Source organism: Nitrosomonas supralitoralis, assembly GCF_003011925.2.
Lineage (GTDB): Bacteria > Pseudomonadota > Gammaproteobacteria > Burkholderiales > Nitrosomonadaceae > Nitrosomonas > Nitrosomonas supralitoralis.
Genome location: NZ_PXXU01000220.1, coordinates 1 through 319 on the forward strand (window position 1 = coordinate 1; position 319 = coordinate 319).

The following is a 319-nucleotide window of genomic DNA, read 5'->3' on the forward strand; positions in this document are numbered from 1 at the left end:
AGTTAAATACGTACATTTTTTAGTCGCCGCACTACTATTCATTGTAAGTATGGTGCTAGTCCCATTGACCACAGTAGCAGCAACAACAGATCCCACTTCGGTCAAATGGCACCCAGGCCATTACTATACTATTATGAACTGGGGCAATAACAATTCTAAATACCTATCCGTGGTATATAGTGAACTCAAAGCAACACCGGCGTTACGTGGAATACAAATGCGTTATTTATGGGCGGAGCTTGAGAAATCAAAAGGTGTGTACGATTTTTCATCTATTGATAAACGTCTCGCTGAACTGACTGCTAGAAATAAACGCCTG

Annotated in this window: 1 pseudogene; it reads left to right on the forward strand. The window is 41.1% G+C overall.

Features of this window, described 5'->3' with window-relative positions:
- Positions 1-64 precede the first annotated feature (64 nt).
- Positions 65-319: pseudogene (locus tag C7H79_RS17515) on the forward strand (glycoside hydrolase); the annotation flags it as partial.